This window comes from Flavobacterium urocaniciphilum, assembly GCF_900110615.1.
Lineage (GTDB): Bacteria > Bacteroidota > Bacteroidia > Flavobacteriales > Flavobacteriaceae > Flavobacterium > Flavobacterium urocaniciphilum.
On sequence record NZ_FOEI01000002.1, the window covers coordinates 166,641 to 189,839 of the forward strand.

Here is a 23,199-nt window from a genome sequence, read left to right on the forward strand (position 1 = left end):
TAGAATTAGTTCAAAAAAGTATTTAAAAAAATAAAAACTTTGCGAACCTTTGCGAAGAACTTTGTGTTTCTTTGCGGTAAAATTAAACATGAAAGAAAAGAAAAAATTAAAATACGATAAAGCCTATTTACGCATTGCCTCAGAATGGGGAAAACTTTCTTATTGTAAGAGAAAACAAGTTGGCGCAATTATTGTAAGAGATAGAATGATTATTTCTGACGGCTATAATGGAACACCAAGTGGTTTTGAAAATTGTTGTGAAGACGAAGAAAATTTAACCAAATGGTATGTGTTACATGCTGAAGCTAATGCAATTTTAAAAGTAGCTCGTTCTACGCAATCTTGTGAAGGTGCTACGTTATATATAACGCTTTCGCCCTGTAAAGATTGTAGTAAATTGATACATCAGTCAGGAATAAAAAGAGTAGTTTATTTAGAAGAATATAAAGATACTTCTGGTGTCGATTTTTTACGAAAAGCAGGAGTAGAAGCAGTCCATTTACTAGAAATTAATGAGTAAACATAATTCAAAATATTACATCTTCATTCCGGTAATTATCGCCTTATCATTTGCTGGGGGATTATTATTTGGAGATAAAATTAATATTTTGAAAAATGCTCGAATCGGTTCCAAAACCGAAGGTAAAATAAAACTAAATAAATTACTGGATTTCATAGATAACGAATACGTTGATGATGTGAATACCGATTCAATTGTCGACCTAACAGTTTCTGGAATATTAGAAAAATTAGATCCTCATTCAGTTTACATTCCTAAAGAACAAGCAGCTTCCGTTTCCGAAAATATGGAAGGAAATTTTGTGGGAATTGGAGTGAATTTCTACATGTATAAAGATACATTAACGGTTATAAAACCCATTCCGAATGGCCCTTCAGCAAAGGTCGGAATCAAACCGGGTGACCGCATTTTATTTGCTAATAACAAACAACTTTTCAAGAAAAACTATCTATCTGAAAATTTATTCCCAATTTTAAAAGGAGAAATTGGCAGTAAAGTTGATTTATTGGTATATCGAAAATCAGAACATAAAAGCTTTAAAGTTACGGTTACTCGTAGCCTTGTGCCTGTTAAAAGTGTTGATGTTTCAACTATGGTTAATAGTAAAATGGGCTATATAAAAGTGAATCGATTTGCAGAAACTACTTATAGTGAATTTCATAATGCTATACTTTCTTTAAAGAAAAAAGGCATGTCGGAATTAATTGTCGATTTAAGGGGAAATGGTGGCGGATATCTTGAAATGGCTGTTGCTATGGCAGATGAATTTTTAAAAGACAAAGAATTAATCGTTAAAACAAAGAATAAAAAAGGAGCTGTTGACTTATCGTATGCAACGGCAAAAGGTTCATTTGAAACAGGTAGATTGTTCGTTTTAATTGATGAAAATAGTGCATCTGCCAGTGAAGTTTTAGCGGGAGCGATTCAAGATAATGATAGAGGAACTATTGTTGGTCGTCGTTCATTTGGAAAAGGATTAGTGCAAAGAGAAATGAAATTAGATGATGGTTCTGCTGTGCGCTTAACGATAGCAAGATATTATACGCCTTCAGGTAGAAGTATTCAAAAACCATACGAAGATAAAGGTGAAAAATACTTTAACGAGTTTGAAAAACGCTATTTAAACGGTGAATTATACGAAGCCGATAGTATAAAAGTTGCCGATAGTTTAAAATTTAAAACAAAAAGAGGAAGAACAGTTTATGGTGGTGGCGGAATCATTCCAGATGTTTTTGTGGCCTTAAATAAAAATCATAATCAAGAAGGTTTGTCATTACTGCTGCAGTCTGAAATTATGAGTTATTATGCTTTTGAAAAACTAGATGAAAATCGAACTTTTTTCAGTAAATTCAATAGTCAACAATTGAAAGAAGAATTATTTAAATCCGATAAATATTTCAATCAATTTAGAGAATACATTGCAAATAACGGGTTGATGTTGAGTTTGGCAAATCATAAAGAAGAAGTGCTTACCTATTTGTATGCCGAGTTTTCAAAACAACTTTTTAACGACACATCATATTATCAAATTACACTTCCAAAAGATAAAATGATTACTAAGATTTTAGATAAACAAAAACACATTTAAGAAATTATTTACAAATTTTGTCTTTTGTTTAACTATTAGCTATTCTTTATACTCCTACATTTGATCCATAAATAATCTTTTATGGAAAGAATTTTACTTCTGTTTTGTTTCAGTATTTCCTTTTGTTTTTCTCAAAATGTCAAAGGAAAAATTATGGCTGATAGTTTGCCAATTTCAAATGTGGAAGTAATAAATATTACCCAAAAAGAAGTTGTTAAGGCGAATAAAGATGGTAGTTTTCAAATCAATGCTTCGACTAAAAATTGGATTTCATTTTATCATAAAGATTATGATGTTGTGAAGATTTATATTGATTCACTATTCGATTTTTCTAAAAGTTTAGAAATTGTTTTAATTCGGAAATCTGAAAAAATTGAAGAAGTTGTAGTGAAAAATGCAACTCCATATTTTAAAGATGTTAATAAAGGAATATCAGTTGCTCCTGTGAAAAGTAATGCTTACGGTTTTTCAGATGGAACAGCATATACTGGTGTTAATTTAATGGCTGTAGGAAAAATGCTGTTTGGTTTGTTCAAAAATAAAGATAAAGAAGTACAGAAAAAGCGTGAACCTATTCAATTTTTAACATTTGTAAGAAGAAGTTATAACGATGATTTTTTAGCAAAAAGTCTAAAATTAGAACCCACTGAAATGGAGGCGTTTTTGAGTTTCTGTAATTTCGATGAAAAATCAAAAGAAATTGTAGAAAGTTATGATGAGATGGTGTTGTTGCAGTTCCTCATGACAAAATCAGAAGAATATAAAAAATTACATCAAAAGGAATGATTTATTCTTTTACAGAATCGTGAACCTGAACAGGTTTGCCATCATTCCATAAGGTTAAAATATCAGTCGCAGCACTAGCACCACTTCCTGCTGCAATTACTAACTGACTTCTATGTCCGGCCAATGTTCCAATTGCGTAAATACCTTCGGCAACTAAATGATCGTTGTTTTCAAGTTGAATTCTGTTTTTTTCAGGAGCAGCTTTTTTATGAGGAATTACATATTGTTCTAATCCTTCAATAGTAAACGGATTTCCAGCACCAATACCAATAACCACTATTTTTGATTGGTAACTATTTTTGTTTGTAGTAATTGTAAAATTCCCAACTTCACCAGAGATTTTCAATACTTTTTCACCAATAATTTGATTGATATGAGGATAATTGTGTGCTAAATGTTCTAAGCTTTCAACTAATAATTCGCTGCCTAGTTTTCCTGCTGGAATTCCGTAGGCATTATTAAATAAAGCGTTTTGTAAAGATGAGGCTTTTTGATGTGCAATTATGGCAATTTTTTTATCCATCATAAATGGTTTTTCTTTCGCTGAACCAAATAGTAAGGCTGCAGAAACTCCAGAAACACCACCGCCAATAATTAATACTTCAAACATTTGTCAATTATTTTGTTTGTTCCACAACTTTTCTAGCAACCATAAAAAGTGATACGATTACAATGGCACAAAATGAGGCAACAATTCCAATTAAAGCTACCGTGCTTTCTCCTTCAAAAGGTTTTTCAAAATCAATTTTTGTTGCATTAAAAACGATGGTAATTAATGATAATGCAATAACAATGTAAGTAAATATTTTCATTTTTTTAATTTTTCAGTCCAACTATCAAACAATTTTGTTATTTAATGGTTAAGACCAATTTGGGTATTTTAATTTATATAAATAATCCTTTAACATTAGCGGCAAATAATTTTATCGAAATAGCCAATAAAATAACACCGAATACTTTTCTAATAATTCCTAATCCATTTACGCCTAATAATTTTTCAATTTTTCCAGACGATTTCAAAACACCATAAACTAATATTACATTAATAAGTATGGCTATTATAATATTAACTTTATCATAAGCAGCTCTTAATGATAATAAAGTGGTCATCGTTCCAGCGCCAGCAATCAAAGGAAAAGCAATTGGTACAATAGATGCAGTGGTCGGATTGTCTTCTTTGTATAATCGAACGCCTAAAATCATTTCTAAGGCTAAGAAAAACAATACAAATGAACCTGCAACCGCAAACGAATTGGCGTCGATTCCAATTAGTTTTAAAATTTCTTCCCCTACAAATAAAAAGGCAATCATAATAATTGCCGAAACTATAGTTGCTTTTTCCGATTGTATATGACCAATCTTACTTCTTAAATCTACAATAATAGGAATACTTCCAAGAATATCAATAACGGCAAATAAAATCATCGATATCGTAAAAACTTCTTTCCAATCAATTCCCATAGTTATTAAAGTAAATGTTTTTGCAAATATAAAAATATTAAGTGGATAGAAGGTTTGATTTAACGTAAGATTATTATTCTATAAAAACTATTCGTAAAAAACTTCTAACTTCTAACTTCTAACTTCCAACTTTAATTTATCTTTGCTCTTTAAATATATAAGAATGTTTCAACTTCAAAAAACCATAGTTTCAGAAGAAATTATTGAAAATGATTTCGTGTGTAATTTATCAGCTTGTAAAGGTGCTTGTTGTGTAGATGGAGATGCTGGTGCGCCATTAACTCAGGAAGAAACACAAATCTTAGTTGATATTTATCCAAAAGTAAAACCATTTCTTCGTCCAGAAGGAATTGAAGCTATTGAACAACAAGGTGCTTTTGTAATTGGTGACGATGGTGAATACGAAACAACGTTAATTGATGGAAAAGATTGTGCGTATGTAATTTTCGATGGAAAAACTGCCCTTTGCGGAATTGAGCAAGCGTATAATCAAGGTATTGTAGATTGGAAAAAACCTGTTTCTTGTCATTTATATCCTATACGTGTAAAAGAATATTCAGATTTTTCAGCCGTTAATTATCATAAATGGCATATTTGTTCAGATGCATGTACGTTAGGAGCCGAATTACAAGTTCCAGTTTATAAATTTGTAAAAGAAGCTTTGATTCGAAAATTCGGAATTGAGTGGTATGAAGAATTAGAAAAAGTTGCTGCTGAATTGAAAAAATAAACAGCAAAAATTATAACTTAAAAATCGTCTTAGCAATTGAGTTATCAGTAGTTTAAGACGATTTTTTGTTTTTATTTAATTATTGTAAATTACTGATAATTAAATAGTTATAAAAATTATTAATAAATTTACAATTGTTAAAAACTTGGCAATTTTGTGAATAAGTTTGAATAAGTTTGGCTTTTATTATTCAATTCATTTCTTCAAATTTGTAAAATCAAAAATTGAAAAAAAGTATCTAACTAATTATAAAAAAATCAATTATTTATGTCTACCGTTGAACCAATTTTACAAGAAAATAAAAATCGTTTTGTAATTTTTCCTATCAAGCACCATGATATATGGGAAAGATATAAAAGTATGGAAGCTAGTTTTTGGACGGCGGAAGAAATTGATTTACATCAAGATTTAACCGATTGGAATCATAAGTTAAATGACGATGAAAGATATTTTATCAAACACATTTTAGCTTTCTTTGCTGCTTCTGACGGAATTGTAAATGAAAATTTAGCGGAAAACTTCGTAAATGAAGTGCAATATGCTGAAGCGAAATTTTTCTATGGTTTTCAAATCATGATGGAAAATATCCATTCTGAAACGTATTCTCTTTTAATTGATACTTATGTAAAAGATGAAGCGGAGAAAACAGAATTATTCAATGCTTTAGATGTATTTCCTGCTATTAAGAAAAAAGGGGAATGGGCATTAAAATGGATTGAATCGCCTTCTTTTGCAGAGCGTTTAATTGCTTTCGCAGCTGTTGAAGGTATTTTCTTCTCTGGAGCTTTCTGTTCAATTTATTGGTTGAAAAAACGTGGTTTAATGCCAGGTTTAACGTTTTCAAATGAGTTAATTTCTCGTGACGAAGGAGTACACTGTGATTTCGCAGTACACTTACATAATAATCACTTAATTAATAAAGTTCCAACGGCAAGAATTAGAGAAATTATTGTTGATGCTTTAAATATCGAAAGAGAGTTTATTACAGAATCGTTACCGGTTTCTTTAATTGGTATGAACGCTGGATTAATGACACAATACTTAGAATTCGTTGCTGATAGATTATTAGTAGAATTAGGTTGTGAAAGAGAATACAATACAGCAAACCCATTCGACTTTATGGATATGATTTCTTTACAAGGAAAAACCAATTTCTTTGAAAAGAGAGTTGCAGAATACCAAAAAGCAGGTGTAATGAATACAGATACAGATGCTCAAAAGATTTCTTTTGACGCTGATTTTTAATAATTAATACAGTATTTCCCCAAATCCTGACAAAAATTTATCCGAATGCTTTTGCTCAAAAGGTAAAAGCGAGCCTTAATTACTGGCTAAATAATTAATACAAATAACCCGAAATTGTAAAGGGATTTACAGTTTCACAAAACAAACTAACTATGTACGTAATTAAAAGAGATGGCCATAAAGAGCCAGTAAGTTTCGACAAAATCACAGACAGAATTAAAAAACTGTGCTATGGTTTAAACGATTTAGTAGATGCTGTAAAAGTAGCTATGAGAGTTATTGAAGGTTTATACGATGGTGTAAGTACTTCAGAATTAGATAACTTGGCAGCTGAAACAGCGGCTTCAATGACTATTGCTCACCCAGATTACGCACAATTAGCGGCTCGTATAGCAATTTCAAACTTACATAAGAATACTAACAAATCGTTTTCTGAAACAATGAAAGCAATGTATACTTATGTAAACCCAAGAACAAATTTAGCAGCTCCGCTAATTTCAGATGAAGTTTATAAGGTTATTGAAGAAAATGCAGAATATTTAAATTCGCATATCATTTATAACAGAGATTTTAACTACGATTATTTCGGATTTAAAACTTTAGAGCGTTCTTATTTATTAAAAATCAATGGTAAAATTGTAGAACGTCCTCAACATATGTTAATGCGTGTTGCAGTTGGAATTCACTTAAATGATTTACCGGCTGTTTTAGAAACGTACGACTTAATGTCGAAAAAATATTTCACACACGCAACGCCAACATTATTTAACGCAGGTACTCCAAAACCACAAATGTCTTCTTGTTTCCTTTTAGCAATGCAAGATGATAGTATTGATGGTATTTATGATACTTTAAAACAAACCGCAAAAATTTCTCAGTCGGCTGGTGGAATCGGATTATCTATTCACAATGTACGTGCAACAGGTTCTTACATTCGTGGAACAAATGGAACTTCTAATGGAATCGTTCCAATGTTACGTGTATTCAACGATACTGCTCGTTATGTAGATCAAGGTGGTGGAAAACGTAAAGGTAGTTTTGCTATTTACATCGAACCATGGCATGCTGATATTTTCGATTTCTTAGATTTGAAAAAGAATACCGGTAAAGAAGAAATGCGTGCGCGTGATTTATTCTTTGCTATGTGGACGCCAGATTTATTCATGAAACGTGTACAAGAAGACGGAAATTGGACATTAATGTGTCCAAACGAATGTCCAGGTTTATACGATGTTCATGGTGATGAGTTTGAAGCGTTATACGAATCGTATGAAGCAGCTGGAAAAGGTAGAAAAACCATCAAAGCTCAAGAATTATGGGAAAAAATTCTAGAATCGCAAATCGAAACTGGAACACCATATATGTTGTACAAAGATGCGGCTAACAGAAAATCAAACCAGAAAAATTTAGGTACGATTCGTTCTTCGAATTTATGTACTGAAATTATGGAATATACTTCGAAAGATGAAATTGCAGTTTGTAACTTAGCATCTCTTTCGTTACCAATGTTTGTTGAAAACGGAGCGTTTAATCATGAGTTATTTTACACGGTTACTAAACGTGTAACGAAAAACTTAAACAAAGTAATTGATAGAAATTATTATCCTGTTATTGAAGGAGAAAATTCTAACAAACGTCACCGTCCAATCGGATTAGGAGTGCAAGGTTTAGCTGATGCTTTTATCATGTTAAGAATGCCTTTTACAAGTGATGAAGCGAAACAATTGAACCAAGAAATCTTCGAAACTATGTACTTTGCAGCAGTAACAGCTTCAATGGAAATGGCAAAAGAAGAAGGACCATATTCAACATTTAAAGGTTCACCAATTTCTCAAGGAGAATTCCAATACAATCTTTGGGGATTAAAAGACGAAGAACTTTCTGGTCGTTGGGATTGGGCAAGTTTAAGAAAAGAAGTAATGGAATTTGGAGTACGTAACTCATTATTAGTAGCGCCAATGCCAACTGCTTCAACTTCTCAAATTTTAGGAAATAACGAAGCGTTTGAACCATATACTTCAAACATTTATACACGCCGAGTTTTATCTGGTGAGTTTATCGTTGTAAACAAACATTTATTAGAAGATTTAGTAAAATTAGGATTGTGGAATGAAGAATTAAAACAAGAATTAATGCGTGAAAACGGATCGGTTCAAAACTTAAACATTCCTCAAAACTTAAAAGATTTATACAAAACGGTTTGGGAAATGTCTATGAAAGACATCATCGATATGTCTCGTCACCGTGGATATTTCGTAGATCAATCGCAGTCGTTAAACTTATTCATGCAAAATGCAAATTACTCGAAATTAACGTCGATGCATTTCTATGCTTGGAAATCGGGATTAAAAACAGGAATGTACTATTTACGTACAAAAGCTGCTGTTGATGCGATTAAGTTTACGCTTAATAACGATAAAAAAACAGAACCAATTGTTCAAACAGCTCCAAAAGAGCAATTAGAAGTAGTGCAAGTGGCTGAGCCAGTAACTACTAATGCTATGACAGCTGAAGAATACAGAGCAATGATTGAAATGGCTAGAAATGCTGGTCCAGAAGATTGCGAAATGTGTGGTTCATAGTCATTGCGAGGAACAAAGCAATCTGATAAACATAATTCAAAACAGCCATTATTTTTAGTGGCTGTTTTTTTATACCTTTGTACTCGAGACCGAAGGTCGAACTGTATGTAATAAAAAAATAAAATTATGGCAAAAGAAAAAGGAATTTATACAGGAAATATTGAACAAGATGCAGATGGAAATTTTTTCTGTGGTCCATATTTGTTAGATTATAAATTAGTGGTTTCAAAATTTAAAATTGGCGATGAAGTCAATATTAAAACAATCATTGAAAACCCAAGTGATAAAAGTTATGAGAAGTATCCAAAAAAATCCAATTTGTTTTTCTTGTCGAACTTAAAAGAGTAAATTTTAAAAGCCTTCATTTCGAAGGCTTTTTCTTTTGTAAATTATTATCTTCGTATTTCTAAATTCTAAATTCTAGTTTTCAATGATGCAATGGGAACAATTGTTGTCTTTAAAAAGACAAGGCGATACAAGTAAAAGATTACGTAAGGAACAAGACGATACCCGTTTAGGTTTTGAAGTAGATTACGATAGAATTATTTTCTCATCAGAATTTCGTTTGCTTCAAGATAAAACGCAAGTTATTCCGCTTTCTAAAACAGATTTTGTTCACACACGCTTAACACACAGCTTGGAAGTTTCTGTTGTGGGTCGTTCCATTGGAAGATTAGTTGGGAAAAAAGTATTAGAAAAATATCCGCATTTACAAGAAATTCATGGGTATCAATTAAATGATTTTGGTGCAATTGTTGCCGCAGCATGTTTGTCACACGATATTGGAAATCCGCCTTTCGGACATTCAGGTGAAAAAGCAATTGGCGAATATTTTTCTTCAGGAATCGGACAAAAATATCAATCGGAACTTTCTGAAAAAGAATGGCAAGATATCGTTGATTTTGAAGGAAATGCAAATGGTTTTTCAATTTTAACATCCAGTAGAGAAGGCGTAGAAGGTGCGTTACGATTATCCTACGCGACTTTAGGAACATTTATGAAATATCCGAAAGAAAGTTTACCTAAAAAGCCTACTTCAAATATTTGTGATAAGAAATACGGATTCTTTCAACAAGACAAAAAATTCTTTCAAGAAGTGGCAACTGAATTAGGAATGATTTCTAATAAAACGAATCCAGATGTAGGATATTTTCGTCATCCATTAGCCTTTTTAGTAGAAGCGGCAGATGATATTTGTTATACGATTATCGATTTTGAAGATGGAATTAAACTCGGATTAATAAATGAAGATTTCGCTTTAGAATATCTTATTAAATTGGTTCAGAAATCTATTGATTCTAAGAAATACCACGAACTAAAAACAAAAGAAGATCGTATCAGTTATTTACGTGCTTTGGCTATTGGAAGTCTAATTAATGATGCAGTTTCCATTTTTATGGAAAATGAAACAGCAATTTTAAAAGGTGAATTTTCCGTTTCTTTAATGGATAAAAGTCAGTATAAAGCTCAAATTTCAGATATAATAAATATTAGTATTAAAAATATTTATCAATCTAAAGAAGTTATTGAAAAAGAGATTATTGGTTATAAAGTTATTCATACTTTATTAGATGTTTTCATCACGGCATATATAAATACTTCGAACAATAAGGCAACTAATCATGATAAATTAATTATGAATATGTTACCTGAAAAATACAAAGGAAATAAAGAAACCATGTATGATAAATTGTTGAATATCTGTCAGTTTGTTTCTCTTTTAACGGATGGAAAAGCGATAGAAATTTTTAAGATAATTAACGCTAATAAATTTTAATATTAACTCATAATTAAAAAATCATCATTTTTCTTTGTTTTTATTTGTAAATTGTTAATTTTGAGGACTTAATAAAACCTCAAACTAATGAAAAAACTAGTACTACTTTCTTTGAGTTTAACAGCTTTATTGTTTACTAATTGTAAAAACGAAGAAGCAGTTAAAGAAAATAAAGGTGTTGATGTTGATAAAAATAATTCGGTGAGTATTCCTCAAACTGAAAATGAAAAATCAACTCAATTAACTGAATCTACTGCTGATAAAATAGAAACAGTATCAAAATCTATTTCTATTATCAATCAACAAATTGCTAAGAATTCTACTGTAAATGCAACTCAGAAAACAAATCCTGAAGTTGAATTGCTTAGAAAACAACATGCACAATTTTTAGAAAATAGCCCTTTTAAAAAGTCGCTTTCTTTATCAAAATCTGAAAGAAAAGCAATGGGTATTACTCCTAATAAATATTACGAAAGTGAATGGGAGTTAACAATGGATCCTACTTTAGGTCGACCAACTCCTGAAAAATTAAAATCAATTAAAGAAAGTCTTGAAAAACACAGACAAGATGAATTAGCTTTAGGTAGAGTACCTGGAGACGCTTCTGATAATAATTGGGTTGAAAGAGGACCAACTAATGTTGGAGGTAGAGTTAGAGCCATTATGTTTGACCCTAATGATCCTACAACTGAAACCGTTTATGCTGGTGGTGTTAGTGGTGGTCTTTGGAAAAATACAAATATTTCAAATCCAAGTTCAGTTTGGACATTGGTAAATATACCAGATAATTTAGCCGTTTCATGTATTACTTATGATCCTAATAATACCAATACATTTTATGTAGGAACAGGTGAATCATATGTAGCTGGAGATGTAAACGGAGATGGTGTGTGGAAATCTACAAACGGTGGAACAACTTGGACTAAAATTTTTGGTGGAATTACGGGTCCTTCAAACTTCCAATCAAGTTCAGTTGTAACGGTTAATTCACCAGCTGGAATTGCCGGAAATTATGTATCTGTAGAAACTACAGCTTTTGGTATTTCAATTACTGATCCAATTACTTCAAATGTTGTATTAGTTAGTGATGGTACGTCTTCGCCAACAAGTTTAGGATGTAATGCATTAGTAAATGGGAGTAATGTAAATGGGAAAATAGCTTTAATTAGAAGAGGAAATTGTTCGTTTATTCAAAAAATACAAAATGCACAAGCTGCAGGTGCAATTGCAGTTATTATGATTAATAACGTGCCGGGTACTCCACTTCCAATGGGAGGAACAGATACAGGAGGTACGATTACAATTCCATCAGTAATGATTTCTAAACCAGATGGTGATTTAATTGAAGCGGCATTAGCTTCAAATACTGTAAACGTTACTTTACAGCCTTCAAATGGTGGTATTACAGGATTGGTAGTTCCAGGAAAACAACATATCAACGATATTAAAGTTAGAAACAATAATGGCGTATCAGAAATTTATGTAGCTGCCGGTGATGCATTTTATAGTGCGGCAAACTCAACTACATTTCTTGGAGGGCCAGAATTTGGATTATACAAATCGACAGATGGTGGTTCTAACTGGTCGGAGTTAAATTTACCTTTAACAGTTGGAGCACATAAGCATTGTCCTAATGATATTGCAATCGGTGCTGATAATGAAATTTGGGTTTCAACTACTAATAGTGTAGTTTATGGTGATGGTGGAGGAATGGTATTCTCTTCAACTGATGGGGTGGTTTTTAATGAAAAATTCACAGTTCCAGGTGGAGATAGAACTCAAATTGCTGTTTCTAGAACTACTGCAAATAAAGCATATATTTTAGCTGAAATTGGATCTGGTGTTCAAATGTATAGAACAACTGATGATTTTGCAACGTATACAAGTTTACCTTTACCTGATGACGCTGATACAGGAATTACTCCTGCCGATTTTACTAGAGGTCAAGCTTTCTATGATTTAATGTTAGAAGTTGATCCAAATAATGATCAAGTAGTTTATACTGGAGGTATCGATTTGTTTAAAACGACTAATGGAGGTACAAGCTGGACGCAATTCTCTCATTGGTATGGTGGTTTTGGATTCCAAGAAGTACATTCAGATCAACACACAATGGCTTTTGCAAATGGATCATCAACTAAAATGGCATTTGGAAATGATGGAGGGGTTTACTTCTCAAGTAATTCAGGAACAAGTACTACTTCAAGAAATACAGGATTAAATATTACTCAGTTTTATACTGTTGGTGTAGCTCCAACTACAAATGGAATGACTGGTGAAAATTTCCTTGGTGGTGCACAAGATAATGGTTCACAAATGCTTTTAAATGCTCCTGCAGGTGCTGGAACAAGTACAGAGGTTCAAGGTGGAGATGGTGCGCATGTATTCTTTGATCAAAATAATGTTGGAACTGATAGATATAGAATTACAAATTATGTATATAATCAAAATATTAATTTGTATAACTATGCTACAAGTACTACTAGGTCTATCAATTCTGAAAGTACAAGTTATGGGTCATTTATTTGTCCAATGGCTTTAGATTCTTCTTTAGATATTTTATATGCAGATTATGCTGATACAGGTGCTGCAACTCCGGTATACAGAATTAGAAGATATACAAATTTAAAATCAGGAACAGTTAATAAAACACCGTTAACAAATGCTCTTTTAACATCAACTGTTACCTCTTTACACGTTTCTAAATATACAACAGCTTCAACTACTTTGTATTTAGGGACTAGAAATGGAAAGCTTCTAAAATTAACAAGCGCAAATACAACTCCAGTTTGGACAGATATTACAGGGCCTGAATTTGTTGGTAGTATTTCTGATGTGGAATTAGGGGCTTCTGAAAATGAAATTTTTGTTACAATGCATAATTATAATGTTGTGAGCATTTGGTATACTACTAATGGTGGTACATCATGGCAAAATAAAGAAGGTAATTTACCGGATTTACCAGTAAAATGTATCTTGAAAAATCCATTAAATGCTAATGAAGTTGTTATTGGAACAGAATTAGGAGTTTGGTATACAAATACATTTAATAATGCTTCACCAGTTTGGAATCAATCATATAACGGAATGAGAAATGTAAAAGTTACAGATCTAGATGTTAGAAATGATAACAAACTTTATGCTTCAACATATGGTAGAGGAATTTTCTCTGGAATGTTTACAAATACAGTTTTATCATCAACTGATTTCTCAACTCAACAAGTAAATATCTATCCAAATCCAACAAATGGAGTGGTGAAAATTAACATACCAAATTACTCGAATGATTTAAATGTTAATGTATACGATTTAAATGGTAGAGAAGTTTTAAATCAAAAAGTAGCAAACTTTAATATTGAAAGTACTATTGATTTATCAGGACGTGCTTCTGGATTTTACATCTTAAAAATTGAAGGAGAAAATTTAAACTATTCTAAAAAGATTATGTTGAATTAATCAATTTCTAGATAAAATTAAAAAACCGTCACTTAAAATTAAAGTGACGGTTTTTTTTATGCTTTATATTTTAAAGGTAAATAAACTACTTTTTTAGTTTCAAAAAATTCTTCTTCAAAATAATCGGGTAAATCGAAAAGTTGAACCGTTTGGTAAGCCGATAATTCTTCTGTTAAATCACCGCCTTTTAAATACAAAATTCCATTCTTCATTTCATGAGTGGAATTTTTCTTAGTTTTGTCTTTGATCCATTTCACAAAATCGGGCATATTAGTTACGGCACGACTCACAATAAAGTCAAACTCTTCTTTTACTAATTCCGCTCTTTTTTGTTCTGCTTTTACGTTTTTTAATCCTAATCCTTTTGCAACTTCATTAACCACTTTTATTTTTTTTGCAATTACGTCAATTAAATAAAAATCGGTTTCAGGAAACATAATGGCTAACGGAATTCCAGGAAAACCTCCACCAGTTCCAACATCTAAAATTTTTGAACCCGGATTAAATTGGATCACTTTTGCTATACCTAATGAATGTAATACGTGTCTGGTATACAATTCTTCAATATCCTTTCTTGAAATTACATTAATTTTTGAATTCCAATCAACGTACAAGTCGTATAATTTAGAAAATTGTTCTATTTGAGTTTCCGTTAAATCGGGGAAGTATTTTAAAATCAGTTCCAAAATGTTAAATTTTTCAGCAAAAATACAATTTTTATGTCATATGAGTTTTATCATAAAAAGTTTTCAATAAATATTATTACATTTGAACTCTTAAAATTGAAATGAATATGCAAGCGCCAACTTTTTCTAGATTAGATAAAAATCAGTTCTTTAGAACGTTAAATAAAAGAGTAAACGATTATTTTAAAGAAAATAATATTAAAAAAACAGGTAACTGGAAATTACATGTAAAAACTATAGTGATGTTTGCTTTATTTTTTACACCATTTTTCTTTATGTTATTTGTAGAAGTTCCATTTTGGGCTTACATTTTAGGTTCTATTGTAATCGGAATTGGAATGGCTGGTGTTGGTATGAACGTTATGCATGATGGAAATCATGGTTCGTATTCTTCAAAAACATGGTTAAACAAAATTATGGGTGGAAGCATCTATATCTTAGCTGGAAATGTTTACAATTGGCAAGTGCAACACAATGTTTTACATCATACTTATACTAATATTCCTGGACACGATGAAGATTTAGATGCAGGTAGAATCATTCGTTTTACAAAAGAAGCAGAATGGAGTAAAATTCATAAATTCCAACATTATTATTCTATCTTTTTATACGGATTGCTAACGATTAACTGGTGTATCACTACCGATTTCAAACAAATGGCTAGTTACATAAAAAGAAAATTATCTTACGGAAGCGAGAAAAAACCAGCTACACTTTGGACAGGTTTAATCATTTCTAAATTAATTTATTTTAGTTTCTGGATTGTATTACCTTTAGTTTTTGGAGTTGCTAATTGGTGGACTATTTTAATCGGTTTCTTTGTAATGCATTATACAGCAGGATTAATTTTAAGTGTAATTTTCCAATTAGCACATATTTTAGAAGATACGATCAATCCACAACCAAATGAAAATGGTGAAATTGAAAATACTTGGGCCATTCACCAACTATTAACTACTGTAAATTTCGCACCAAAAAATTGGATTGTAAATTGGTATACAGGTGGATTAAATCACCAAATAGAACACCATATTTTTCCTAATATTAGTCATATTCATTACGGTAAAATTGCCGAATTAGTAAAACAAACGGCTGCTGAATGTGATTTGCCTTATTTCGAATATAAAACGATGAGAAGTGCGGTTATCGCTCACTTCAGGCATTTAAAAAACTTAGGAAAAAACCCTCAATTAGCATAAGAAAAAACGAGACGCGATTTATCGCGTTTCTTCATTTAAATAATATTTAACGACGCAACATGAACCACATTTTATCCGAAAGAATTAATAATCTTGCCGTTTCACAAACTTTGGCAATGGCGGCTTTAGCAAGAGAATTAAAACAGCAAGGAAAAGACATTATCAGTTTAAGTTTAGGTGAGCCTGATTTTAATACACCAGATTTTATTAAAGAGGCGGCAAAACAAGCAATCGACGACAATTATTCTACGTATCCACCAGTTGATGGTTATTTAGATTTAAAAGAAGCAATTTGCGCTAAATTCAAACGTGATAATAACTTAAATTATACGCCTAACCAAATTGTGGTTTCAACAGGTGCCAAGCAATCATTGTATAATGTTGCACAAGTTATGATTAACAATGGTGATGAGGTTATTTTACCTGCGCCATATTGGGTTTCTTATTTCGAAATCATTAAACTTTCTGGTGGAATTCCAGTTGAAGTTCCTACTTCTGTAGATACTAATTTCAAAATTACTCCAGAACAATTAGAAGCAGCTATCACACCAAAAACAAAAATGATGTGGTTCAGTTCGCCTTGTAATCCTTCTGGTTCAATTTATAGCAAAGAAGAATTAACAGCATTAGCGGAAGTTCTAAAAAAATATCCAAACATTTACGTAGTTTCTGATGAAATCTATGAGCACATCAATTATATCGGTGATTATTGCTCTATCGCTTCAATCGAAGGAATGGAAAATAACACTATTACCGTAAATGGTGTAGCAAAAGCTTTCGCTATGACAGGTTGGAGAATCGGTTATATTGGTGCGCCAGAATTCATCGCAAAAGCATGTACAAAAATGCAAGGTCAAGTTACAAGTGGTGCGAGTTCTATTGCGCAACGTGCAACAAAGGCAGCTGTTGAAGCAAATCCATCAGCTATTAAATATATGGTGGACGCTTTCAAAAATAGAAGACAATTGGTATACGGATTACTTTCTGAAATTCCTGGTTTCAAATTAAATATGCCAGAAGGTGCCTTTTATTTCTTCCCAGATGTATCGTATTATTTCGGTAAAACCTTAAGAGGAACGGAAATTAAAGACGCTTCAGATTTAGCCATGTATTTATTAGCAGAAGCAAACGTAGCAACAGTAACTGGTGACGCTTTCGGAAGTCCGAATTGTTTACGACTTTCGTACGCAACTAGCGAAGAGCAATTGACTGAAGCAATGAAAAGAATCAAAGACGCATTGTCTTAATATATTTCGCCCCTTGGAAACTTGGGGCTTTTTTAATTTAATTTTTGGGCGTTCCTCCGATAAATAAAAATATTGCACGGCATATTTTTATTTATCGGAGTCGGGCTTTCCGCAGTACATGGTACTTTGCTTTAATCCCTAACGTACATCAATTTTCAAAACACAACTAAAATGAATAAAAAAATAGTTTTATTAGGTTCAGGAGAACTAGGAAAAGAATTTGTAATCGCCGCACAACGCATCGGGCAAACTGTAATTGCAGTTGATAGTTACGAAAATGCACCCGCAATGCAAGTAGCTCACGGTTTTGAAGTCATTAATATGTTAGACGGTGCCGAATTAGACAGAATCATCGCTAAACATAATCCGGATTTTATCGTTCCTGAAATTGAAGCCATTCGTACCGAACGTTTTTACGATTATGAAAAACAAGGAATAACGGTTGTGCCTTCTGCAAAAGCAGCCAATTTCACTATGAATCGTAAAGCCATTCGCGATTTAGCGGCTAAAGAATTAGGATTAAAAACAGCTAATTATCGTTACGCAACTTCTTACGAGGAATTAAAAAGTGGAGTAGAAGCAGTTGGTATGCCTTGTGTGGTAAAACCATTAATGAGCTCGTCTGGAAAAGGACAATCTACTATAAAATCGGAAGACGATATCGAAAAAGCTTGGAACTACGCAGTAGAAGGTTCTCGTGGTGATATTGTAGAAGTAATTGTAGAAGCTTTTGTAAAATTTAATTCAGAAATTACCTTATTAACTGTAACTCAAAATAATAATTTACCAACGTTGTTCTGTGCGCCAATTGGTCACCGTCAAGAACGTGGCGATTATCAAGAAAGTTGGCAACCAGCAAGAGTTTCAGATAAAGACATTGCTGAAGCACAAGATATGGCGAGAAAAGTTACTGAAGCTTTAGGTGGTGCTGGACTTTTCGGTGTAGAGTTTTTCTTAGCTGATGATGGTGTGTATTTTTCAGAATTATCACCAAGACCACACGATACCGGAATGGTTACGTTAGCCAATACTCAAAATTTCAACGAATTTGAATTGCATTTACGTGCGATTTTAAGTTTACCAATTTTCGAAATTACGCAAGAAAGAGCAGGAGCAAGTGCGGTTATTTTAGCTTCTGAAAATTCAGATCATCCTACTTTTACTGGTATTGAAAATGTTGCAGGTCAACCAAAAACCGATTTCAGATTGTTCGGAAAACCTACTTCTCGACCTTACAGAAGAATGGGTGTTGTGTTAAATTATGATAATTTAGATACACCAATCGAAGAAATTGTAGAACGTGCGAAAAAAATTGCTACTTTAGTGACTGTAAATAAATAGATTATGAAAAAAATAATTGTAGCAGTAGTTTTTGGAAGTTTACTTTTAACATCTTGTGGACCAAAACGTATGGGTTGTGGACCTTACAGAAGATGTGAAGTAAAAATGCCAACTAAAATGAATTCAGACAGTAATAAATCTAAACTTTCATAAATGAAAAAAGTAGCCCTTTTATTTTTCTTTTTATGTTTTTTCAACGGTTTTTCGCAAGAGAAAAAAGCAGAGAAAAAAGCAGAGAAAAAACAAATTGTTGAAGTATCATGCGGTCAGTGTAAATTTGCTATGACTGATAAAAAAGGTTGCGATTTAGCTGTTCGTATAGATGGAAAATCGTATTTCGTTGAAGGAACTACTATTGATGATCATGGTGATGCACACGCTGATGACGGATTTTGTTCAGCAATTCGTAAAGCTGAGGTGATTGGCGAAATTAAAGACAATAAATTCATAGTAACCTACTTTAAATTACTTCCTACTGATAAAAAGTAATGGAATTAATTCTTCAAAATATCTCAAAATACGTTTCTTTAACTCCGGAAGAAGAAACGTTGTTTTTGTCTAAAATCGAATATAAAAACTTCAAAGCCAAATCGATTTTATTAAGTCCTGGTGAAATTGCAAATTGTACTTATTTTGTAAATTCTGGAATTTTAAGAAGTTTTACTATTAATGATAATATTATTGAACACGTATTGCATTTTGCCTGTCAAGGTTGGTGGATTGGTGATATGTACAGTTATATTTCTCAAAAACCAGGAAATCTTTTTATTGAAGTGTTGGAAGATGCCGAACTGGCTATTATTTCAAAAGAAAATCATGAAGAACTATTTCATCAAATTCCTAAACTTGAACGTTTTTTCAGAATACTTGTAGAAAACTCTTTGGTTTCCCATCAAGAACGATTAATGGATAATTTGAGTCTTACCGCAGAAGAACGTTTTGAAAAATTCTGCAAAAAATATCCAACACTTATTCAAAATGTCTCTCAAAAACATATCGCTTCTTATATTGGAGTAACACCTGAGTTTTTCAGTAAAATGAAAAGTAAAATATTACGAAAATAGCTTCAAATTCTAAACAAAACTCAAAAAAATGGACTAGAATTAGAAATCTCCATTTTTTTATAAGAACTTTGCAAACATTTTTTCGGCAAAACCCAAAAAAATTAAAGTTTTTAGATAATGAAGAAGAAGATTGAAATTTTAGCTCCTGCAAAAGATTTATTAACTGGTATCGCAGCTATTAATGCTGGTGCTGATGCCGTTTATATTGGTGCCCCTCAATTTGGTGCCCGCTCTAATGCGAATAATTCAATAGAAGATGTTGCAGCTTTAGTGGAATATGCGCATTTATACAATGTGCAGGTTTTTGTAGTTATCAATACGATTTTGTACGATAATGAATTGGAAACGTGTCGTCAATTAATTTGGAAATTGTACCATATTGGAGTAGATGCCTTAATTATTCAAGACATGGCAATTATGGAAATGGAATTGCCTCCAATTGTATTACACGCCAGTACACAAGCAAATAATCGTGATGCCGATAAAATTAAATTCTTAGCTGATGCCGGAATGAAACGTGTAGTTTTAGCACGAGAATTAAACTTACATCAAATTAAAGAAATTAGTGATACAACTGACGTAGAATTAGAATTCTTTGTTACTGGAGCATTGTGTGTTTCTTTCAGTGGAAACTGTTATATGAGTGTCGCAAATGGTGAGCGTTCTGCCAATCGTGGTTCTTGTGCACAAAACTGTCGTTTACCATATAACTTAATTGATGGTCACGGTGAAACCTTAATCAAAAATAGTCACTTACTTTCGATTAAAGATTTTGATGTTTCGAACCAAATTCCAAATTTAGTGGAAGCCGGAATTGTTTCTTTCAAGATTGAAGGTCGTTTAAAAGATATCGTTTACGTTAAAAATAACGTGTCGTATTTACGTAAAAAATTAGATGCGTTTTTAGAGGAAAATCCAGAAAAATATACAAAAGCTTCTTCTGGAACATGTACGTATACTTTTGATTCTGCTTTAGATAGAACATTTAATCGTGGTTATACCGATTATTTCGTAAACGAAAGACATCAAGCGATTGGTTCTTGGGAAAGTCCAAAATCGAAAGGACAATATATCGGGAAATTAATCAAAACGGTTGGTAACTCGTACGAAATTGAAAACGGACATTTCTTAAATAATGGCGATGGATTATGTTTCATTAATGAAAATAATGAAGCAGAAGGAATTTACGTTAATAAAGTAGAAAACGGAATTGTGTATCCGAATGTTCTGAAAGAAATTAAAGAAGGAACTTTTATTTACAGAAATAACGATGCTGCTTTCATTAAATTAGTAGAAAGAGAAGATAGTGCGGTTCGAAAAATTAGTACTACTTTATTGTTAACCGAAAATGAAAATGGTTTCGAATTAATTGCAACAGATGAAGACGGAAATGTAAGTGTAGCAAAATTAGAACACGCAAAAGAGCCAACTAAAAATGGTGAATCGTTAGAAGAAAATTTTAAAGTAAACTTAGCGAAAACCGGATTTACACCATATAAAGCTGAAGAAATTGACGTAGTATTTTCTCAAAACTGGTTCTTACCTATTTCAAAAATCAATGAATTACGTAGAACGGTTTTCGAACAATTATCGGAAATTCGTTTGAAAAATTATGTTCGTAAAGAACACCAAATGGAAAAAACATCGCATCCTTATCCAGAAACGAAATTAGATTTCATGTATAATGTTGCAAACAAAATGGCTCGTAAATTCTACGAACGTCATGGTGTTACTGAAATCGAAAAAGCATTCGAATTACAATGGGATCCAGGTAAATCTCGAGTAATGACAACTAAATATTGTATTAAATACGAATTAGAACGTTGTCCGAAATACCACCGTGAAAACATGGATAAAAAACTAAAAGAACCATTAGTATTAAAACAAGGTGAATTAGAATATAAATTAAAATTCAATTGTAAACCTTGTGAAATGGAGATTTGGGAAAAAGATGCCGAATTCGAAATTGAAGAAGACCACATTCATTAAAATATAAACCGATGCTTGAAAGAGTCATCGGTTTTTTTATTTCTTAATCTAGGTTAAGAGACTTTTCTTACACTTGAATGTAAATTTGTATCATAATAATTAGTAAATTTATAAGATATGAAAAATACAGTTTTACATAAAGCCAATACAAGAGGTCATGCCAATCATGGTTGGTTAAATGCCTACCATAGTTTTAGTTTTGCAAATTGGTATAATCCAGATAGAATTCATTTTGGAGTACTTCGTGTTTTAAACGATGATACTATTGCTGCTGGTATGGGTTTCGGAACGCATCCACACGATAATATGGAAATCATAACGATTCCTTTAGAAGGCGATTTGGCTCATAAAGATAGTATGGGAAATGCGGCAACCATTAAAACAGGTGATGTACAAGTGATGAGTGCAGGAACAGGTATTCAACACAGTGAATTCAATCCAAATCCTGATCAACAAACAAAATTATTTCAAATTTGGTTGTTTCCAAAAGTTAGAAATGTAGAGCCTCGTTATCAACAAATTACTTTAGATGTAACGGAACAAAAAAATAATTTCGCACAAGTTTTATCACCTAATGCTGATGATGCTGGAGTGTGGATTCATCAAGATGCTTGGTTTCATTTAGCCGATTTCGATAAGGATTTTTCTAAAACCTATGAAGTTAAAAAAGAAGGAAACGGAATGTATGTTTTTGTGATTTCAGGAACGATAACTGTTGACGGTCAAGAATTAGAAACGCGTGATGGTCTTGGGATTTGGGATTTTGAAACCTTAGATATTAAAGCAACTACTGATGCAAAATTTTTATTAATGGAAATTCCAATGGAGTAATTATGAGTGAAGATGTGCAACTAAAAATCAATGATAAAAACGGTGCTTTTTATATTGAAGTTGATGGAAAACAAGAAGCGTTAATGACGTTTGTATTTGCAGGTGAAGATAAAATTATCATTGATCATACGGAAGTCAATCCAGGAAATAATGGTAAAGGTTTCGGAAAAAAAATGGTAACAAAAGCGGTTGAGTTTGCTCGCGAAAAAGGCATTAAAATAATTCCACTTTGTCCGTTTGCGAAAAGCGTTTTTGATAAAACTCCAGAATTTAGAGACGTGTTATAAATATGGAAAATTTACTTGAAAATAACATAACTGGGAAAATTGGTACTCAAAAATATTTGTGTACCATTTCTTGGCGTAACGGAACATTTGTAATGGATGAACCTGAAAGTATTGAAGGACAAGATTTAGGTCCAGATCCATATTCAACGCTTTTGGCATCTTTAGCAGGTTGTACGTTGTCTACGTTGCGAATGTATATTGATAGAAAAGGATGGGATATTCCGGAGATACATATTTCATTGAATTTAGCTCAAGAAAACAATCCCGAATTAACGACTACTATTACAAGAGAAATTACTTTTTCAAATGAAATTGAAGAAGATATCAAAAACAGGTTATTAATCATTGCAGAAAAATGTCCTGTTTCTAAAATATTAAAAAACCAAGTTTTAATCAACACAACTATATAA

General features: G+C 32.1%; 23 protein-coding genes. 19 read left to right on the forward strand and 4 right to left on the reverse strand.

Annotated elements, in window-relative coordinates; genetic code table 11:
• Positions 1–88 precede the first annotated feature (88 nt).
• The 3 genes from BMY86_RS04920 to BMY86_RS04930 all read left to right on the forward strand — a co-directional run bounded on the left by BMY86_RS04920 (position 89) and on the right by BMY86_RS04930 (position 2,894).
• Positions 89–520, forward strand: a complete 432-nt coding sequence (locus BMY86_RS04920; RefSeq protein WP_091465979.1) for a deoxycytidylate deaminase — start codon at positions 89–91, stop codon at positions 518–520.
• Entirely contained in the window at positions 513–2,108 is a 1,596-nt protein-coding gene (locus BMY86_RS04925) for a S41 family peptidase (RefSeq protein WP_091465981.1), read from the forward strand. The genes BMY86_RS04920 and BMY86_RS04925 overlap by 8 nt, the downstream gene beginning before the upstream one ends.
• Positions 2,109–2,189: 81 nt before the next feature.
• Entirely contained in the window at positions 2,190–2,894 is a 705-nt protein-coding gene (locus BMY86_RS04930; protein WP_143065597.1) for a hypothetical protein, read from the forward strand.
• 1 nt (position 2,895) lies between these two features.
• Here BMY86_RS04930 and BMY86_RS04935 read toward each other — a convergent pair whose 3' ends face one another.
• The 3 genes from BMY86_RS04935 to BMY86_RS04945 form a co-directional block, all read right to left on the reverse strand.
• Complete coding sequence (locus BMY86_RS04935; RefSeq protein ID WP_091465985.1) at positions 2,896–3,504, reverse strand: FAD-dependent oxidoreductase; 609 nt, start codon at positions 3,502–3,504, stop codon at positions 2,896–2,898.
• Between the two features lie 7 nt (positions 3,505–3,511).
• The gene (locus BMY86_RS04940) at positions 3,512–3,706 is read right to left on the reverse strand and encodes a hypothetical protein (RefSeq protein WP_091465988.1); all 195 of its coding nucleotides are present in this window, start codon (positions 3,704–3,706) and stop codon (positions 3,512–3,514) included.
• 73 nt (positions 3,707–3,779) lie between these two features.
• The gene (locus BMY86_RS04945; protein WP_091465991.1) at positions 3,780–4,355 is read right to left on the reverse strand and encodes a MarC family protein; all 576 of its coding nucleotides are present in this window, start codon (positions 4,353–4,355) and stop codon (positions 3,780–3,782) included.
• 163 nt (positions 4,356–4,518) lie between these two features.
• Here BMY86_RS04945 and BMY86_RS04950 point away from each other — a divergent pair, with 163 nt between their 5' ends.
• From BMY86_RS04950 to BMY86_RS04975, 6 genes are all read left to right on the forward strand, one after another.
• On the forward strand, positions 4,519–5,085 hold the full coding sequence (locus BMY86_RS04950; protein ID WP_091465993.1) for a DUF3109 family protein: 567 nt from the start codon (positions 4,519–4,521) through the stop codon (positions 5,083–5,085).
• Positions 5,086–5,352: 267 nt separating this feature from the next.
• Entirely contained in the window at positions 5,353–6,330 is a 978-nt protein-coding gene (locus tag BMY86_RS04955; RefSeq protein ID WP_091465996.1) for a ribonucleotide-diphosphate reductase subunit beta, read from the forward strand.
• A 152-nt stretch (positions 6,331–6,482) separates the two neighbouring features.
• Positions 6,483–8,912 carry a ribonucleoside-diphosphate reductase subunit alpha gene (locus BMY86_RS04960; protein ID WP_091465999.1) on the forward strand — a complete coding sequence of 810 codons (2,430 nt, stop codon included), beginning with the start codon at positions 6,483–6,485 and terminating at the stop codon, positions 8,910–8,912.
• Between the two features lie 126 nt (positions 8,913–9,038).
• Entirely contained in the window at positions 9,039–9,260 is a 222-nt protein-coding gene (locus tag BMY86_RS04965) for a hypothetical protein (protein WP_091466002.1), read from the forward strand.
• Positions 9,261–9,345: 85 nt separating this feature from the next.
• Positions 9,346–10,689 carry a deoxyguanosinetriphosphate triphosphohydrolase gene (locus tag BMY86_RS04970; protein WP_091466852.1) on the forward strand — a complete coding sequence of 448 codons (1,344 nt, stop codon included), beginning with the start codon at positions 9,346–9,348 and terminating at the stop codon, positions 10,687–10,689.
• A gap of 87 nt (positions 10,690–10,776) precedes the next feature.
• A complete protein-coding gene (locus BMY86_RS04975) occupies positions 10,777–14,145 on the forward strand; it encodes a PA domain-containing protein (RefSeq protein WP_091466004.1) in 3,369 nt (1,122 codons plus the stop codon).
• Positions 14,146–14,201: 56 nt separating this feature from the next.
• Here BMY86_RS04975 and rsmG read toward each other — a convergent pair whose 3' ends face one another.
• Positions 14,202–14,831: a 16S rRNA (guanine(527)-N(7))-methyltransferase RsmG gene (gene rsmG / locus BMY86_RS04980; protein WP_091466006.1), complete on the reverse strand. Its 630-nt coding sequence runs from the start codon at positions 14,829–14,831 to the stop codon at positions 14,202–14,204.
• Between the two features lie 101 nt (positions 14,832–14,932).
• Here rsmG and BMY86_RS04985 point away from each other — a divergent pair, with 101 nt between their 5' ends.
• From BMY86_RS04985 to BMY86_RS05025, 10 genes are all read left to right on the forward strand, one after another.
• Positions 14,933–16,030: a fatty acid desaturase family protein gene (locus BMY86_RS04985; protein ID WP_091466008.1), complete on the forward strand. Its 1,098-nt coding sequence runs from the start codon at positions 14,933–14,935 to the stop codon at positions 16,028–16,030.
• A 59-nt stretch (positions 16,031–16,089) separates the two neighbouring features.
• Positions 16,090–17,277: a pyridoxal phosphate-dependent aminotransferase gene (locus BMY86_RS04990; RefSeq protein WP_091466009.1), complete on the forward strand. Its 1,188-nt coding sequence runs from the start codon at positions 16,090–16,092 to the stop codon at positions 17,275–17,277.
• Positions 17,278–17,448: 171 nt separating this feature from the next.
• Positions 17,449–18,618, forward strand: a complete 1,170-nt coding sequence (purT, locus tag BMY86_RS04995) for a formate-dependent phosphoribosylglycinamide formyltransferase (protein WP_091466012.1) — start codon at positions 17,449–17,451, stop codon at positions 18,616–18,618.
• 3 nt (positions 18,619–18,621) lie between these two features.
• Entirely contained in the window at positions 18,622–18,771 is a 150-nt protein-coding gene (locus BMY86_RS13040; protein WP_177177128.1) for a hypothetical protein, read from the forward strand.
• Entirely contained in the window at positions 18,772–19,107 is a 336-nt protein-coding gene (locus BMY86_RS05000; RefSeq protein ID WP_091466015.1) for a DUF6370 family protein, read from the forward strand.
• Complete coding sequence (locus BMY86_RS05005) at positions 19,107–19,682, forward strand: Crp/Fnr family transcriptional regulator (RefSeq protein ID WP_091466017.1); 576 nt, start codon at positions 19,107–19,109, stop codon at positions 19,680–19,682. The genes BMY86_RS05000 and BMY86_RS05005 overlap by 1 nt, the downstream gene beginning before the upstream one ends.
• Positions 19,683–19,799: 117 nt before the next feature.
• On the forward strand, positions 19,800–21,671 hold the full coding sequence (locus BMY86_RS05010; protein ID WP_091466019.1) for a peptidase U32 family protein: 1,872 nt from the start codon (positions 19,800–19,802) through the stop codon (positions 21,669–21,671).
• A 117-nt stretch (positions 21,672–21,788) separates the two neighbouring features.
• Positions 21,789–22,502 (forward strand): pirin family protein, encoded by a 714-nt coding sequence (locus BMY86_RS05015; RefSeq protein WP_091466021.1) that lies wholly within the window; start codon positions 21,789–21,791, stop codon positions 22,500–22,502.
• Between the two features lie 2 nt (positions 22,503–22,504).
• Positions 22,505–22,789, forward strand: coding sequence for a GNAT family N-acetyltransferase (locus BMY86_RS05020; RefSeq protein ID WP_091466023.1), 285 nt, complete (start codon positions 22,505–22,507; stop codon positions 22,787–22,789).
• A gap of 2 nt (positions 22,790–22,791) precedes the next feature.
• Positions 22,792–23,199 carry an OsmC family protein gene (locus BMY86_RS05025; protein WP_091466025.1) on the forward strand — a complete coding sequence of 136 codons (408 nt, stop codon included), beginning with the start codon at positions 22,792–22,794 and terminating at the stop codon, positions 23,197–23,199.